This is a genomic window from Streptomyces sp. NPDC056160 (genome assembly GCF_042268205.1).
Taxonomy (GTDB): Bacteria; Actinomycetota; Actinomycetes; order Streptomycetales; family Streptomycetaceae; genus Streptomyces.
Genome location: NZ_JBHJUW010000077.1, coordinates 1 through 12,936 on the forward strand (window position 1 = coordinate 1; position 12,936 = coordinate 12,936).

13 protein-coding genes and 1 pseudogene are annotated in these 12,936 nt (G+C 74.5%); 4 read left to right on the plus strand and 10 right to left on the minus strand.

Annotated elements, in window-relative coordinates:
- The 4 genes from ACFC02_RS25685 to ACFC02_RS25700 all read right to left on the minus strand — a co-directional run.
- Positions 1-2,297 (minus strand): AAA family ATPase (locus tag ACFC02_RS25685; protein ID WP_376361653.1); only part of this gene is annotated, 2,297 nt, incomplete at its 3' end.
- Between the two features lie 139 nt (positions 2,298-2,436).
- A complete protein-coding gene (locus ACFC02_RS25690; RefSeq protein WP_376361656.1) occupies positions 2,437-3,600 on the minus strand; it encodes an exonuclease SbcCD subunit D in 1,164 nt (387 codons plus the stop codon).
- 122 nt (positions 3,601-3,722) lie between these two features.
- A complete protein-coding gene (locus ACFC02_RS25695; protein ID WP_376361659.1) occupies positions 3,723-4,349 on the minus strand; it encodes a YigZ family protein in 627 nt (208 codons plus the stop codon).
- Between the two features lie 167 nt (positions 4,350-4,516).
- On the minus strand, positions 4,517-5,296 hold the full coding sequence (locus ACFC02_RS25700) for a hypothetical protein (protein WP_376361662.1): 780 nt from the start codon (positions 5,294-5,296) through the stop codon (positions 4,517-4,519).
- A 167-nt stretch (positions 5,297-5,463) separates the two neighbouring features.
- Here ACFC02_RS25700 and ACFC02_RS25705 point away from each other — a divergent pair, with 167 nt between their 5' ends.
- On the plus strand, positions 5,464-5,868 hold the full coding sequence (locus tag ACFC02_RS25705; protein WP_376361749.1) for a CoA-binding protein: 405 nt from the start codon (positions 5,464-5,466) through the stop codon (positions 5,866-5,868).
- 85 nt (positions 5,869-5,953) lie between these two features.
- Positions 5,954-7,177 carry a 4-hydroxybenzoate 3-monooxygenase gene (locus ACFC02_RS25710; RefSeq protein WP_376361665.1) on the plus strand — a complete coding sequence of 408 codons (1,224 nt, stop codon included), beginning with the start codon at positions 5,954-5,956 and terminating at the stop codon, positions 7,175-7,177.
- Between the two features lie 78 nt (positions 7,178-7,255).
- Here the strand turns inward: ACFC02_RS25710 and ACFC02_RS25715 are convergent.
- The 3 genes and pseudogenes from ACFC02_RS25715 to ACFC02_RS25725 form a co-directional block, all read right to left on the minus strand.
- Positions 7,256-7,384 (minus strand): annotated as a pseudogene (locus tag ACFC02_RS25715) (transcriptional regulator); the annotation flags it as partial.
- Positions 7,385-7,590: 206 nt separating this feature from the next.
- Positions 7,591-8,145 (minus strand): YbaK/EbsC family protein, encoded by a 555-nt coding sequence (locus tag ACFC02_RS25720; protein WP_360970183.1) that lies wholly within the window; start codon positions 8,143-8,145, stop codon positions 7,591-7,593.
- Positions 8,146-8,188: 43 nt separating this feature from the next.
- On the minus strand, positions 8,189-8,761 hold the full coding sequence (locus ACFC02_RS25725) for a helix-turn-helix domain-containing protein (protein ID WP_376361668.1): 573 nt from the start codon (positions 8,759-8,761) through the stop codon (positions 8,189-8,191).
- Between the two features lie 92 nt (positions 8,762-8,853).
- Here ACFC02_RS25725 and ACFC02_RS25730 point away from each other — a divergent pair, with 92 nt between their 5' ends.
- Positions 8,854-9,711, plus strand: a complete 858-nt coding sequence (locus ACFC02_RS25730) for an EamA family transporter (protein ID WP_376361671.1) — start codon at positions 8,854-8,856, stop codon at positions 9,709-9,711.
- Positions 9,712-9,744: 33 nt separating this feature from the next.
- On the opposite strand, the gene ACFC02_RS25735 is transcribed toward ACFC02_RS25730, so the two are convergent.
- A complete protein-coding gene (locus ACFC02_RS25735; protein WP_376361674.1) occupies positions 9,745-10,509 on the minus strand; it encodes an acyltransferase in 765 nt (254 codons plus the stop codon).
- Between the two features lie 133 nt (positions 10,510-10,642).
- Here ACFC02_RS25735 and ACFC02_RS25740 point away from each other — a divergent pair, with 133 nt between their 5' ends.
- Entirely contained in the window at positions 10,643-11,197 is a 555-nt protein-coding gene (locus tag ACFC02_RS25740) for a gamma carbonic anhydrase family protein (protein WP_376361752.1), read from the plus strand.
- 178 nt (positions 11,198-11,375) lie between these two features.
- Here ACFC02_RS25740 and ACFC02_RS25745 read toward each other — a convergent pair whose 3' ends face one another.
- Together ACFC02_RS25745 and ACFC02_RS25750 are read right to left on the minus strand one after the other, a co-directional pair.
- The gene (locus ACFC02_RS25745) at positions 11,376-12,029 is read right to left on the minus strand and encodes a DedA family protein (protein WP_376361677.1); all 654 of its coding nucleotides are present in this window, start codon (positions 12,027-12,029) and stop codon (positions 11,376-11,378) included.
- 357 nt (positions 12,030-12,386) lie between these two features.
- Positions 12,387-12,824, minus strand: coding sequence for a DUF4442 domain-containing protein (locus tag ACFC02_RS25750; RefSeq protein WP_376361755.1), 438 nt, complete (start codon positions 12,822-12,824; stop codon positions 12,387-12,389).
- Positions 12,825-12,936: the final 112 nt, after the last annotated feature.

The window sequence follows — 12,936 nt, forward strand, 5'->3', positions numbered from 1 at the left end:
GCCGCGGCGACGTCGGCGGCCGGCTGCCGGGCCGCGGTCGCGGTGCCGGCCTCGGCGAGCACCGCGCGGACGGCGGCCTCCTCGGCGTGCCAGGCGTCCAGCCGGTGCTGGAGGTCGCGGTGGGCGGCGTCGTCGAGGAGCGCGGCGGCCGCGGCCCGCGGGGTGTCGAAGCCGGCCCGGAAGGCGGCCTCGGCGAGCCGTCCGTCGGCTTCCTTGAGCCGCTCGGCGCTCTCCTCGGCGATGCGGGCGGCATCGGCGGCGTCGGCGAGGCGGGCCGCCCGCAGCTCCAGTTCCGCGGCCCGCGCGGCGACGCTGGCGGCGGCGCCCCTGGCCTCGGCCAGCTCCGTCTGGAGGGTGAGCCGTTCGCGGTCCAGGTTGTCGCGGTGCGTGGTCCGGGCGGCCGAACGGGCCTCCGCCTGCCGCAGCAGGGCCAGGCGCCGCTCCCGCTCCGCCTCGGCCGCGCGCAGTTCCTCCTGTGCGGCGTGCAGTGCGGAGGCGTCCGCACGCGCGCGCGTGAGCAGTCGCTCCAGCTCGGCGGCCTCCTCGGCCAGCTGAGCGGTGGGAACGTCGCCCGCCTCGGCCGTGGCGGCGGCCAGGGCCTCGCGTACGGCACCGAGCCGGCGCTCGTCCTCGGCGCGCCGCTCGTCGGCGTCCTGGTGGGCGGCCAGGGCCCGCTCCTCCGCCTCCCGGTCGACGTGCCCGGCGATCTTCCGGGCGGGCGCGGGGTGGGCGGTGGCGCCGCAGACGGCGCAGGGTTCACCGTCGGTGAGGCCCGCGGCCAGTTCGGCGGCGATGCCGTTCAGTCGCTGTTCCTTCAGGTCGAGCCAGTGGCTTCTGGCCCGCACGGCGCGTTCGGCGGATTCGAGGGCGCGACGCTGCGCCTGTTCGGCCTCCCCGGTCAGCCGGTCGCGGCTCCGGGCGGCCCGCAGCCGTGCCTGGGCGGGGTCCCTGCGTACCGTGAACTGTTCGGCCCGTCCTGCCGCCTCCTGGGCGGTGTCGATGCGGGCCCGCAGCCGCGCGCGGGTCGTCTCCCAGCCGGCGAGCCAGGTCTCGGCCTCGTGCAGCAGTTCCTCGTCGGCGTGCGCCTGGCGGTCCACTTCCGCGCGTTCGGCGACGAGGTCGGCCAGGCGGCGCTCGGCGCGGCGGGCCGACTCCAGGTGGCCCACTTCCTCGGCGGCCCGGCGCGCGGCGACGGCGAGTCCGGCCGGGCCCGCGTCGGCGAAGTGCTCGGGCAGCAGGGCACGCGCGCGCGTCTCGGCGGCGGTCGCCCGCCGGTGGTCGGCGTCGGCGGCCTCGTGCAGCGCCAGGGCGGGGGCGACGCTCTCGGCCTTGCGCCCCCGCTCCATCCGCTCCTGCGCCTGGCGGTGGGCGCCGGCCCGTTCGGCCAGCCGCGCGGCCCGCTGCCGCGCCTCGGCGAACCGGCTCTGCAGCCGGGCGAGTTCGCGTACGCCGTCCAGGGCGCGCTCGGCGGCGGCCTCGGCGCTCTCGGCGGCGGTGAGTCCGCAGTGGGCGACGGTCAGCTGTTCCCGGGCGGTGCTGCGGGCGACGGCGGCCGCGCTGAGCACGGCTTCGGCCAGGCCGGGTTCGCCGGGGGCGAGGCCGGGCGGTTCCATGGCGCCGCCCGCCGCCTGCTGCATGCGGTGGGCGTCGGCGAGGAGGGCGGCGTCGCCCTCGCGCACCCGGGCCTCGGTGGCGCGCCTGCGCTCGGCGAGGCGTTTTTCGACCTCGGCGAAACGCCGGGTGTCGAAGAGGCGGCCGAGCAGCTTGCCGCGGGCTTCGGCGTCGGCGCGCAGGAAGCGGGCGAATTCTCCCTGGGGCAACAGCACGACCTGGCAGAACTGTTCGCGGCTCATGCCGAGGAGCTGGGTGATCTCCTCGCCTATCTCCTGGTGGGAGCGGCTGAGGTCCTTCCAGGCGCCGGTCGTCGCGTCGTACTCGCGCAGCCAGGTCTGCGCCTTGTCGACGGTGGTGCCCGTGCCGCGCTTCTTCGGGCGTTCCCAGGGCGGCTGCCGGGTGATCTCCAGGCGGCGTCCGGCGACGGTGGCGTCGAGGGTGACCTGCGTGCGGGTGCCGGCGGCGGCGTGGTCGCTGCGCAGGGTGCCGCCCTGTGCGTGCTGCCGGGCGCCGGGCACGGAGCCGTACAGGGCGTAGCAGACGGCGTCCAGCACGGAGGTCTTGCCTGCTCCGGTGGGGCCGTGGAGCAGGAACAGCCCGGCGGCCGACAGGGCGTCGAAGTCGACGGTCTGGGTGGATCCGAAGGGCCCGAAGGCGGTGATGTCGAGCCGGTGCAGTCTCACCGGACCTCCTCCGTCGCGGCCGGCGGTGCGGGCCCGTCCGGCACGGCGACGCGGCCCGGGCTCGCGTACGGCTCTCCCGTACCGGGGCATGTGCGGTCCGCGAGGGGACGGGGCGTGCCCTCCCGCCTGTGCCGGGGCCTCACCGCGCCACCTCCCGCTCGGCGTCGTCGGCGCGCACGGCGTCGAACGCGTCGCGCAGCACGGCCTGTTCGTGCGCGTCGGGTCCGGCGCCGCGCACGTGCGCCACGAAGTCCTGCGCGATCTGCTCGTCGCTGCGCCCGGCGAGCCGGCGGGCGTAGGAGACGTCCGGGTCGCCGGGGGCGCGCTCGGGGGCGAAGACGAGGCTGAGGGTGTGCGGGAACCGAGCGAGGAGCCGGGCCATCGGGTCGGCCGGGCGGACGGCGTCGGTCAGGGTGGCCTCGACCCAGGCCTCCTCGTGGCGGGCGAGGTGCGGGTCGGCGAGCAGGTCCTCCAGGGTGCCGCCGATCCGGGCCAGGGGGCGCGGCACGGGGCAGTCGACGCGCTCGGCGGTGACCGATCCGGCGGCGTCCAGGTCGACGAGCCACATGCTCTTGCGGTGCGTGGCCTCGGAGAAGGAGTACGGCAGCGGGGAGCCGGAGTAGCGCACGCGCTCGCTGATGACCTGGCTGCCGTGCAGGTGGCCCAGTGCCGCGTAGTCGACGCCGTCGAAGACGCCCGCGGGCACGGAGGCGACCCCGCCCACAGTGATGTCCCGTTCGCTCTCGCTGGCCTCGCCGCCGGTGACGAAGGCGTGCGCGAGGACCACGGAGCGGGTGCCCCGCGCGCGCGTGGCGAGGTCGGCGCGGACCCGGTCCATGGCCGCGGCGAGGACCGCCTCGTGGCTCGCCCTGCCGACGGCGAACTCGTCCTTGACCAGAGCGGGTTCCAGGTACGGCAGTCCGTAGAAGGCGACGTCGCCGTGGGTGTCGGACAGCACCACGGGGGTGCCGCACGCGGCCGGCTCGGTGCGCAGGTGGATGCCCGCGCGGCCGATCAGGCCGGCGCCCACGCCGAGTCTGCGGGCGGAGTCGTGGTTGCCGGAGATCATCACCGTGGGCACGCCGAGGCCGGCGAGGCGGTGCAGGACGTCGTCGAACAGCTCGACGGCGGCCAGCGGGGGGACGGCGCGGTCGTACACGTCTCCCGACACGACCACCGCGTCGACACCGCGCTCACGCACGGTCGTCACGAGGTGACCGATGAACTCGGCCTGGGCCCCGAGCATGTTCACACGGTGGAACGCCCGGCCCAGGTGCCAGTCGGAAGTGTGCAGGAGCCTCATGATCCTCGAAGAGTAACCGCCGGGTCCGACAGCAAGGGCGGTTACTCCCGGATCAGCCGGCCGCGAGCTGACCCCATTCAAGACCCTTGATGCCCTTATGGCCGGTTATGCCGCGTGAGCTTTCACGCGTCGCCGTACGCCTCGCCGCCGAGTTCGAACCCGGCGGTCCCGGCGGTGGCGTCCGCGAGCCATGCCCGGAAGGCGTCCACGTCGGCGTCCGGCAGGCCGATCTCCAGGGTGACGGCCTCGCCGTAGTGCACCTCCCGCACGTCCCGCCCGGTCGCCCTCAGGTCGTTCTGCACCTTGCCCGCCCGCTGGTGGTCGACGGTCACCGTGGCCAGCCGGAAGCGGCGGCGCGTCAGGGTGCCGAGGGCGTCCAGCGCCTCGCCGACGGCTCCGCCGTACGCCCTGATGAGACCGCCCGCCCCGAGCTTGACACCTCCGTAGTAGCGGGTGACCACCGCGACGACGTACCTCATGTCGCGGCGCAGCAGCATCTGGAGCATGGGCACGCCCGCGGTGCCGCCGGGTTCGCCGTCGTCGCCGGCCTTCTGGATTCCGGCGTCGGCGCCGATGACGTAGGCCCAGCAGTTGTGCGTGGCGTCGGCGTGCTCCTTGCGGACCGCGGCGATGAACTCCTGCGCCTCCCGCTCGCCGGCGGCCGGGGCGAGGGCGCACAGGAAGCGGGAGCGGTTGATCTCGATCTCGTGCACGCCCGCGCGGGCCACTGTGCGGTACTCGTCCTGCATCCGGCCAGCCTATGCGTAGCGCTCGGGAACCCGGCCGCCGGCGCCGACGGGCTGCCGCCGGGGCCCGCGCCGGGGGCTCCGGCCGGGGCCTCCAGGCCCGCGTTGGCGCGTCCCGCCTGGCCGCGGCCGGCGGGCGGACGCCCAGGGCCCGCGGCGCCCGCGGGCGATCACACGGCGCGTCCCACGTCCCGCGTGAGGTCCAGGCCGAGGAGACGGTCCGCGTAGGCGTACGTCTCGAAGCGGGCGCCGTCGGTGAGGTCGGGCCGGGTCTCGACCCCTTCCAGCACGCGGAGCGCCCCGGGTACGTCCAGGTCGTCCTCCCAGGCGGCGCGCAGCCGGGCGCGCACGTCGTCGGGGATCGGCCGCGAGGGCCGCTCCGCCCACCCGGCGACCGCGCGGCGCCAGCGTGCGAGGGTCCGGCGCGCCTCCTCCAGCGCGTCCGCGTCGAGCTGCACGCGCCGGGTGCGGGGGTGGCCGAGCAGGGCCAGCCGCCAGGCGGCCGGGTCACGGTCGAGGCCGGGGGTCACGGGGAGCGTCGTGTCCACGGGTGCGACGGCCATCCGCACGCCGCCGCCCGCCTCGTCACCCGCCGCGCCGCCCTCGGGGCCCACGCGCACGACCTGCGCCTCGCCCAGCGCCGCGCCGAGGCCCCTGCTGTCCTCGAAGGGACGGATGCCCAGGGCCGCGGCGCCCGCCCGCAGCTCCGCCTGCTCACGGTCGCCGGTCAGCAGGGCCCACACCGGGGTGCCGCCCAGTTCGAGCGCGCGGACGAGCAGGTCGGCGACCACGAGCACGCGCAGGCCGAAGGCGTCGAAGCCGGACACGTGCGCCTCGATGCGGGTCAGGCCACGACGGGCCGGGGCGGCCTCCACTGGTTCGCCGGTTCGGGCGTCGATGATGCGCAGCACGGCCCGAGCGTAGGCCGCCCGAGGGCCGCGCGCAGGCAAGTGGCACACATTACGGACGGTGTGGCGGGAACCCGGCGGCCGATGGCGGGCGGAACGTGGCGGGAATCCGCGGCCGATGCCCGGTGTTGCCGCGTCGATGGTCCTTTTCAGGCGTGATTGCCAGGTGTGAATCCCAGGCATGATTCCCGGGCGTGAGGAGAACAGTGGTGTACGGCGATGCGGCGACGGTGCGGAAGATCCTGACCGGACTCGGTGACACCTGGGCCGTCGTGGGCCTGTCGAACAACAGCGGCCGTGCGGCGTACGGCGTCGCCGAGGTGCTGCGGCGGTTCGGCAAGCGTGTCGTCCCCGTCCACCCCGGGGCGGAGACCGTGCACGGGGAGCAGGGTTACGCCTCCCTCGCGGAGATCCCCTTCGACGTGGACGTCGTGGACGTGTTCGTCAACAGCCGGCTGGCCGGTCAGGTGGCCGACGAGGCGGTCGCCAAGGGTGCGCGGGCGGTGTGGTTCCAGCTGGGCGTCGTCGACGAGGCGGCCTACGGGCGGGCCAGGGCGGCAGGTCTCGAGATGGTCATGGACCGGTGCCCGGCGATCGAGATCCCCCGCCTGTGACAGGCAAGTTGGGCCTGTCACCCGCAGCGGGCCCCACCCGGCCACCCGGCGTCCGCGCCTGACAGGGCACCGTCATAATGCCCGGGTGACGCAGATCTCCCCCCACCCCAGTACCTCCTCCCCCACCCGCCGCCCCGTCGTCGTCCTCGGCGCCGGGCCCGCGGGGCTCACGATCGGCAACATCCTCCGGGCCGCCTCGGTGGACTGCCTGGTCCTGGAGACCGAGTCCCGGCAGTTCATAGAGCGGCGCCCACGGGCCGGCGTCCTCGAGGAGCGGGTCGTGCGCGGACTCGAGCGGCGTGGCCTGGCCACGCGACTGCTGGAGCGGGCGGAGCGCCACACCACGTGCGAGTTCCGCTTCGACGGGGCGAGCCACCGTCTCCCGTACTCCGAGCTGACGGGGCAGCACCACTTCGTCTACCCGCAGCCGTTGCTCGTGACGGACCTCGTGCGCGAGTACGCCGACGTCCGGGGCGGCGACATCCGCTTCGGAGTGCGGGACGTGACGCTGCACGACACCGGCACGGACCATCCGTCGGTCTCCTACCGCTGCCCCGAGACAGGTGAACGGCGCCTGGTCCGCTGCGACTTCGTCGCCGGGTGCGACGGAGCGCGCGGGGTGAGCCGGGCGGCGCTGTCCCCGGAGCACGCCCGGATCGCGCGGCACGACTACGGCATCGGCTGGCTGGCGCTGCTCGCCGAGGCGCCGGCGTCCGCCGACAGCGTCCTGTTCGGCGTTCACCCCCTCGGGTTCGCCGGCCACATGCCCCGCAGCCCCGAGGTGACCCGCTACTACCTGCAGTGCCCGCCCGGCGACGACCCGGAGAACTGGCCGCACGAGCGGGTCTGGAAGGAGCTGCGGCTCCGGCTCGCGGCGGCGGACGCCCCGCCGCTCAAGGAGGGGCGGCTGGTCGAGAAGCGCGTGCTCGACATGCACGACTACGTGGTGGAGCCGATGGCGTCCGGCCGGCTGTTCCTGGCCGGGGACGCGGCGCACCTGACCGCGCCCATCGCGGCCAAGGGCATGAACCTCGCCCTGCACGACGCCTTCCTGCTGGGCGACGCGCTCGTCGACCGCCTGACGGCCGGCGACGAGCGCGCTCTGGCCGGTTACTCGGCGGCGAGCCTGCGGCGGGTATGGGACTACCAGGAGTTCTCGCAGTGGCTCTCGGACGTCTACCACGGTGCCGCGTCCGGCGATCCCTACCGGGCGGGCACGACGCTGGCCCGGCTGCGCCGCCTGTTCACCTCGCCGGCCGCCGCGGCAGCCTTCGCCGAGCAGTACCTCGGCACGGCCGGCCACCACTGAGCGGGGGCCGCCACTGACCGCGGGCCACCGCCGCGCGGGCCGCAGCCGAGCGAGGCAGGCGCTGAGGACCGTCCCCGCTCAGTCGTGCGGCGGGCGGCCGTCGAGGCGGTGGTCCGCCGCGTTCAGCGCCTCGCCGACCAGGCGGCGCAGGGGGCCGTCGAGCAGGGAGCAGACCACCCGGCGGCCCTCCTTGCGCGTGCCGACGCCGTACCGCCGCTGACCGCCACCCTGGTGCACGCCGACCCGGAGCCCGCCCCGGGCGAGAGCGACCCGCACCGGCTCCTCGCCCACCACCTCACGGTCTGAGCCCACCACCTCACGTCCCGAGCCCGTCGCCGCACGGTCTGAGCCCGTCGCCGCACGGTCTGAGCCCGTCGGCACGGGCCGCCGCCGCGGACGTGCCGCGCGCAGGGTCAGACGCCGAGCCCGTCCAGGACGACCGCCCCCGGCAGTTCCGCGAACGCCTTGCCCGGCATCAGGAGCTTGCCGCGCCTGCGGCCGCTGCCGACCAGGACGTACGGCAGGTCGACGACGGCCGAGTCGACCAGGACGGGCCAGTCCGCGGGCAGGCCGAGCGGGGTGATGCCGCCGTACTCCATGCCGGTCTCCCCGGTGGCGACCTCCATGGACGCGAACGACGCCTTGCGCGCGTCGAGTCGGCGGCGCACCACGCCGTTGACGTCGACGCGGGTGGTGGAGAGGACCACGCAGGCGGCAAGGCGTGACTCTCCGCCGCGCTTGCCCGAGACCACGACGCAGTTGGCCGACTGTTCGACGAGTTCGCGGCCGTAGTGCTCGACGAAGGTGGCGGTGTCGGCCCACTGCGGGTCGGTCTCGACGTAGAGGAACTGATCGGCGGGGACGCTGCCGCGCCAGTGGCGTACGGCGTCGGCCACGGGGCCGGTCAGTTCGCCGAGGCAGTCGGGAGCGGGGGTGGCCCGCTCGAAGTCTCCGATGGGTGCGCGCATGACCGCACGGTAGCAAGAGCGCGGGGCGGCCCGGCCGGGCGTCTCAGCGCACGGGCGGCACGGAGACGGCCATCACCATCTCCATGGGCGCGGTGCCGTGGTTGGCGTACGTGTGCGCCGTCTCGGCCTCGAACGACGCGCTCGCGCCCGTGGGCACGGGGTAGTCCGTCCCGTCCACCGTGAGGGTCAGTTCCCCGGCCGTGACGTGGACCAGTTCGACGGTGCCGACCGGATGCGGGTCGGACGAGCTGGACTCGCCGGGCATCAGCCGCCACTGCCACATCTCCAGCGGGCCGGGCGCCTCGGCGCCGGCGAGCAGGCGGTTGAAGCTGCCCGCGTCGGTGTGCCAGAGCCGGACCGTCTGGTCGGCGGGCACCACGCGGACCTTGGGACCCTGTTCGTAGTCGAGCAGGGTGGTGATGCTGACGCCGAGGGCGTCGGCGATCTTCACGACGGTGCCCAGGCTGGGGTTGGTGCGGGCCTGCTCGATCTGGATGAGCATGCCGCGGCTGACTCCCGCGCGGGCGGCGAGCGCGTCCAGGGTGAAGGCGCGCTCGCCGCGCCAGCGTTTGACGTTGCGCGCCAGGGACTGGGTCAGCAGTTCGAGGTCCGACACATTCCGTCCAATATTTTGAATGACAAAGTTTATTGCATTGAACTACGGTGGGTTGCACCCGATCGTTCACCGCACTGTACTGCGAGGCCGCCGTGACAGCACTCTTCGCCCTGGCCACCAGCCTCCTGTGGGGCCTGGCCGACTTCGGCGGCGGACTGCTCACACGACGCAACCCGGCACTGACCGTCGTCGTGGTCTCCCAGACGATCGCCGCCGCGGTGCTGGCCGCGATCGTGTTCGCCACCGGCGCCTGGAGCGAGGCCGGTCCGCGTCTGTGGTTCGCGTTCGCCGCCGGTCTGGTCGGGCCGGTGGCGATGCTCTCCTTCTACAAGGCGCTCGCGCTCGGTCCCATGGGGGTGGTCTCCCCGCTCGCCACCCTGAGCGTGGCGGTCCCCATCGGGGTCGGCCTGGTCCTCGGCGAACGGCCGGGGCCGACGCAGATCGCCGGCATCGCGGTCGCCGTCACAGGTGTCGTGCTGGCCGGCGGCCCCCAGGCGAAGGGCGCCGCCGTGCAGCGGCGGACGATCTGGCTGACACTCGTCGCGGCGCTCGGGTTCGGCACCGTGTTCGCGTTGATCGCCGAGGCCTCGACCACCGTCACCGGTCTGTTCCTCGCGCTGTTCGTACAGCGCGTGACCAACGTGGTGACAGGGGGCGCCGCGCTGTACGCCTCCGCGCGCCGCGGCGGTGACGTGCTGCCCGCGGCCGGCTTTCCCTGGGCATCGCTTCCGGCGTTCGCCTTCGTCGGTCTCGCGGACGTGGCGGCCAACGGCACCTACGCGGTCGCCGCACAGCACGGCCCGGTCACCGTCGCCGCCGTGCTCGCCTCGCTCTACCCGGTGGTGACCGCGCTGGCCGCGCGCGGTTTCCTCAGTGAGCGGCTCCGGACCGTCCAGGCGGCGGGCGCGGGACTGGCGATGGTGGGCACACTGCTGCTTGCGACCGGCTGAGCGGGCGCGGACGGCACCCGCCGGACCGGCCGGTCAGGCTTCGGCCTCCCGGTCCGCGCCGTCCTCGGCCGGCCCCGCCAGTGCCAGCAACTGCTCCGGAGTGATGCCGTCCGGAATCGGTACCGGAGCCGGTGTCCGCAGGGGCGGCTGCCAGCCCCCGGCAGGCGTCCAGCGGCGTACGACGCGGGCGGGCGCCCCGGCCACGACCGCGTGGTCGGGCACCTCGCCGCGGACCACGGCACCGGCGGCGACCACCACGTTCCGGCCGATCCGGGCACCTGGCAGGACGACCGCGCCGGTGCCGATCCAGCACCCCGGGCCGATCTCCACCGGCTCCATCCGCGGCCACTGCTTGCCGATGGGCTGGTGCGGGTCGTCGTAGGAGTGGTTGGTGGAGGTGACGTAGACGTAGGGACCGAAGTAGCAGTCGCTGCCGATGGTGACCGTGGTGTCGGCGATGACGTGGCTGCCGCGGCCGAGGACGACGCCGTCCCCGATGCGCAGGATCGGGTCGGGGCCCAGGTCGAGGTCGGGCATCAGACCGGCGGTCAGCGTGACCTGCTCGCCGATGATGCAGTGGGCGCCGAGGTGGATCCAGGGTTCGCCGAAGACCGTACCGAGCGGAAAGGCCAGCCTGGTACCTGTTCCCATCGCACCGAAGCGCAACCGCCCGGGATGCTCCGCCGTCACGGAACCCGTGCGCTGCACCCACGCCCACCCCGCGTGGACGGCGCGCTGCGCGAGGCGACGCGACCATGTCGAGGTCCATGACGAGAACGTGTTCTTGCGCTTGGGCACCCGCTCACCGTACTCAGCCGGCACTGCCCCCATCCGGGCGGACACCTGTGATCTTCACCCCACCGGATGACGTACGGTGCCGTCGTACGAGGTCGCGAGGCGGCCGGGAACGGCAGGGGAAGGCGGGACGATGATGGCACGGGAGGCGTTGATCACGGGCATCGGCGGCCGGCAGCCGCGAGTGGACGGGGAGGCGTTCGTGGCGCCCACGGCGACGGTGGTCGGGGACGTGACGCTGGGGGCGGGCGCGAGCGTCTGGTACGGCGCGGTGCTGCGCGGCGACGTGGAGGGGATCGCCGTCGGCGCACACAGCAATGTGCAGGACAACTGCACGCTGCACGCCGACCCCGGTTTCCCGGTGCGCGTCGGTGAGCGTGTGTCCATCGGCCACAACGCCGTGGTGCACGGCGCGACGGTCGAGGACGACTGCCTGGTCGGGATGGGTGCGACGGTGCTGAACGGGGCGGTGATCGGGGCGGGTTCGCTGGTGGCAGCGCAGGCCCTGGTGCCGCAGGGCATGCGGGTGCCGCCGGGGTCGCTGGTCGCGGGCGTGCCCGCGAAGGTCAGGCGGGAGCTGACCGAGGAGGAACGCCAGGGGATCACGCTCAACGGCACGATGTACGCGGAGCTGGCGCGGGCGCACCGCGACGTCCACGCCCAGGAGGATCCGCCGGCCGAGGGCCGGTAGCGGACGGCCGAGGGGTGGGTGCGGACGGCCGGGGGGGTTTGCGGACCCCAGGGCCGGTAGCGGGCGGCCGGAGGGGTGGTGGCGGACCGCCCAGGGCCGGTAGCGGAGGGCCGGTAGCCGAGGGCCGACGGTGAGGGGTGCGAACCGGCCGACGGGCCCGGGCCGTGCGGCGACGGGGCTACTCGCCGGCCGCGACCGGTTCCGCCGCCTCGGTCTCCTGCTGGGCGGCCTGTGCCTTCTTCGCCCTGCGCTTGATCACCAGGAACGACGTGAGGCCGATCAGCACGGCGACCACCAGGCCGAGCCAGGAGAACTTCTTCAGCCAGGACTCGGCGACGACACCGACGTAGTAGATGACGGCCGTGGTGCCGCCCGCCCAGCAGATGCCGCCGAGGACGTTGGCGATCAGGAACTTCCAGTACGGCATGTGCAGGACGCCCGCGAGCGGGCCCGCGAAGATGCGCAGCAGGGCGACGAAACGGCCGAAGAACACGGCCCACATGCCCCACTTCTGGAAGGACCGTTCGGCCGTGGCGACATGGCCCTCGCTGAAGTGCTTGGGGAACTTGCCGCCGAGCCAGGCGAGCAGGGGTCTGCCGCCCTTGCGGCCGATGGCGTAGCCGATGGAGTCGCCGACGACCGCGCCCGCGGTGGCGCACGCGCCGAGCACGACGGGGTTGATGCCCGAGTTCTGGGAGGACAGCAGCGCGGCGGAGACCAGGACGATCTCACCGGGCAGCGGGATGCCCAGGCTCTCCAGACCGATGACGAGCGCCACCACCGCGTAGACGGCGGCCGAAGGCACCGTGTCGAGCCAATCCTGGACGTGCACCGCAGGTCCTCCCCGTTTCGCGTCCATGCGTTCCCGAAAGGCGGTGCTAAGACGCGCCCCCCGAGAAGGGTACCGGGTCGGCCCGCGCCACCGGCGTCCCGCGGATCCCGGGGCAGGCCGGAAACGGACGGTCCGTCGGCCCGGCCGGGGGCGTTGGACGGGCCCGGCCGGGCAGCGGTGCCCCGGCGCAGGGAGACGTCGAGGAGACGGGTGTGGAAACGGCATTCCCTGGCCGGCGCGAGGTCCCGGTGCGCGCGTCGACGCAGAGGACGCAGGGTGCCGCCGGCCGCGCCGTCGGGTCCTCCCCGCGCCGGTCCGGCCGAGGTGCGCGCTCCGGCCGGCCGCCCGGGGCGTGGATCAGCTGTTGGGACGCAGCGTCCAGACCACCGTCATCTCGGTCGTCACGGCGCCGTCCTCGCGCTGGATCTCGACGGTCACCGGGAACTCGGGGCGCTTGCCCTCGTCGAGTTCGGCGACGACCTCGGCGGCGGGGCGGCCGAGGGTGGCGGTGGCCTTCACCGGGCCGAGGGCGATCTTCCTGAAGGCGATCCGGGCGTCCACCGGCAGCGGCACCGCCCTCGCGAGCTGGTCACCGAAGGCGGCGAGGACGATCGCGCCGCTCGCGGACTCGCCCAGGGTGAACATCGCCCCGGCGTGCGGGCCTCCCACGTGGTTGCGGTACTCCTCCTGGTCCGGCAGGGCGAGGACGGCCCGCTCCGGCGTGGTCTCCAGGTACTCCAGGTTGAGGGTGCGAACCATGGGCACCGTGGCGGCGAGCAGTTCGCCGATGGACATCTGATCTGCGCTCATGCCCGAAGGTTACTCGCGAGTAGCCCACTCTGACCAGAGCGCCCACCAGCTCGCTGCCTCCGTTTTTCTGGTACGTCCCTGACAAGGGGCGGTGACC